Source organism: Moorena sp. SIO2C4, assembly GCF_010672485.1.
Classification (GTDB): Bacteria; Cyanobacteriota; Cyanobacteriia; order Cyanobacteriales; family Coleofasciculaceae; genus Moorena; species Moorena producens.
Map to the genome: position 1 here is coordinate 1 of NZ_JAAHGN010001185.1, position 2,167 is coordinate 2,167.

At 47.5% G+C, this 2,167-nt stretch carries 5 protein-coding genes; all 5 read left to right on the plus strand.

Features of this window, described 5'->3' with window-relative positions; translation table 11 throughout:
* Window positions 1–109 precede the first annotated feature (109 nt).
* The 5 genes from F6K20_RS35365 (at window position 110) to F6K20_RS35385 (ending at window position 1,870) form a co-directional block, all read left to right on the plus strand.
* On the plus strand, window positions 110–247 hold the full coding sequence (locus tag F6K20_RS35365) for a hypothetical protein (RefSeq protein ID WP_154659882.1): 138 nt from the start codon (window positions 110–112) through the stop codon (window positions 245–247).
* An 85-nt stretch (window positions 248–332) separates the two neighbouring features.
* Window positions 333–548 (plus strand): photosystem I reaction center subunit IV, encoded by a 216-nt coding sequence (locus F6K20_RS35370; RefSeq protein WP_009149180.1) that lies wholly within the window; start codon window positions 333–335, stop codon window positions 546–548.
* Window positions 549–641: 93 nt separating this feature from the next.
* Complete coding sequence (locus tag F6K20_RS35375; RefSeq protein ID WP_287249271.1) at window positions 642–1,490, plus strand: DNA-formamidopyrimidine glycosylase; 849 nt, start codon at window positions 642–644, stop codon at window positions 1,488–1,490.
* Window positions 1,487–1,624 (plus strand): hypothetical protein, encoded by a 138-nt coding sequence (locus F6K20_RS35380; RefSeq protein WP_287249273.1) that lies wholly within the window; start codon window positions 1,487–1,489, stop codon window positions 1,622–1,624. Before F6K20_RS35375 ends, F6K20_RS35380 begins: the two co-directional genes overlap by 4 nt.
* A gap of 24 nt (window positions 1,625–1,648) precedes the next feature.
* Window positions 1,649–1,870, plus strand: a complete 222-nt coding sequence (locus F6K20_RS35385; protein WP_009149183.1) for an NAD(P)H-quinone oxidoreductase subunit O — start codon at window positions 1,649–1,651, stop codon at window positions 1,868–1,870.
* Window positions 1,871–2,167 lie beyond the last annotated feature (297 nt).

Consider the following 2,167-nt stretch of genomic DNA (forward strand, 5'->3'; position numbering starts at 1 on the left):
TCCTCGCAACGGTTTCCCCTCGCCAAGCCATCGGTTTAGCAACCCTAAGCATCGGTCAACCAGCTCAGTTATTACGCTGGCATCTCGATGAGGAAACATCAAAGCTGAGTTGGCAGCGTTTGTAGTCTCACTCTTCCGACTCCCGATTCCCGATTCCCGATTCCCTCGGTGCGCGCCTCCTAGGGCGAGTAAATCGCCCTTGGGTCGCACCGCTCCCGACTCCCGACTCCCGACTCCCTACAGGTAAATTAATAAAACTTAAACAATCAAGTCAACGGAGAAGCCTAATTGAGTAGTACGCTGTAGAACTAGAGCGTAAGGTAAATTTTTTTATGGCAGAACTAAAACGTGGTGCAAAAGTTCGGATTAAAAGAAAAGAATCCTACTGGTATAACGATGTGGGAACTGTGGCTAGTGTAGACAAAAGTGGTATCAAATACCCAGTGATTGTCCGCTTTGATAAGGTCAACTACGCTGGCTATAGTGGTAGCCCCTCTGGGGTGAACACCAATAACTTTGCACCCACTGAACTGGAAGTAGTTGGTTAACCTAGCCAGACTCAGGAATTTGAGTTCCTGGTGTCTGTAGAGTGCTAAGTTAACACGGTAGCACTCACCATTGATCAACTAAAGCACTCAATCGTGCCGGAACTACCAGAAGTTGAAACAATTCGCCTGGGTCTAAATCAAGTGACTACAGGCCAGGAAATCCAGGGTGGAGAGGTGTTACTATCGCGCACCATCGCCCACCCTATTTCTCCGAAAGATTTTTTAGCCCAACTCAAAACTGTCACCATTAGTGATTGGCATCGACGGGGCAAATACCTACTCGCTAAACTAACCAAGTCAGATACTGATCAAGCCGGTTGGTTAGGTGTTCACCTCCGGATGACTGGTCAACTGCTATGGCTAAGTCAAGACCAGCCTCAGCCAAAACACACGCGAGTGCGATTATTTTTCCCAAACAACCAGGAGTTAAGGTTTATCGACCAGCGCACTTTTGGTCGAATGTGGTGGATTCCGCCATCCCATTTACCAGAAACCATTATCACTGGTCTAAAGCAACTCGGACCAGAACCGTTTTCCCAGGAATTTTCTACAGATTACCTAGTCAGTAAGCTCCATCACCGCCAGCGTGCGATTAAAACCGCCTTGCTCGATCAGTCCCTGGTAGCAGGAATAGGTAATATCTATGCCGATGAAGCATTATTCTTGAGTGGTATTCGACCAGAAACCCTTTGTAAAGATTTGGGGTTAGAGCAGATCGAAAAGCTGAGCATCGCGGTTATCCAAGTATTGCAAAAAGCGATTGAGTCTGGTGGTACCACGTTTAGTGATTTTATCAACGTCCAGGGAGTCAATGGCAACTATAAGGGGATTGCCTGGGTTTATGGTCGCACCGGAGAACCCTGTCGTATCTGTAGCACCCCCATCCAGCGAACCAAATTAGTCGGTCGCTCCGCTCACTTTTGTCCGAACTGTCAGCGTTGATCAGGCTGGGAAGTGTCGGAAGTGTCGGAAGTGTCGGAAGTGTCGAGATTTCTATTCCCGATTTCCGATTCCCGATTCCCGACTCCCGATTCCCGATTCCCCATTCCCGATTCCCCATTCCCCCGATACAATAGAATAGGAAAGACAAAAGAGATTTTATGGCTGGGAAAATTAAAAAGGGAGTATTGGTTCGGGCTATCCAAGCCCAGTTAGAAGGTAGCCTGGAAGCCAAAGCAAGTGACCCCCGCTTTTCCTCTTATCTGTTTGAAACTGATGGGGAAATTCTTGATATCAAGGGGGATTATGCCCTGGTCAAATTTGGTCGGGTACCTACCCCCAACATTTGGTTGCGCATTGACCAGTTGGAAATCTCCTCTTGAATAGTAAAGAGTAGGGAGTAGGGAGTAGGGAGCGGTGCGACCCCGCGCTTTTTTAAAGCGCTAGGGAACGCGCACCGTAGAAAAATGGGGAGATGGAAAGAATTATTCCGAAAAATATTGTATAATTAGATACATATTTATAATTCTAAGTAACGAAAGTACATACTCGCCCCAATGTTCACAAACCTACCCTTGTGAGCTTTGGCACCCATAGCCCCCTAAATACCCCAATTTTGGGGAGTTCCTGAAAAGCGATTGGCCGTAGGCCACGCTACGCGAACGCATTTCAACGCTACA

Excerpts from the sequence above, each read along its gene's own strand:
- F6K20_RS35385 (WP_009149183.1), top strand. The coding sequence starts at position 1,649 with ATGGCTGGGAAAATTAAAAAGGGAGTATTGGTTCGGGCTATCCAAGCC.
- F6K20_RS35370 (WP_009149180.1), top strand. The coding sequence starts at position 333 with ATGGCAGAACTAAAACGTGGTGCAAAAGTTCGGATTAAAAGAAAAGAA.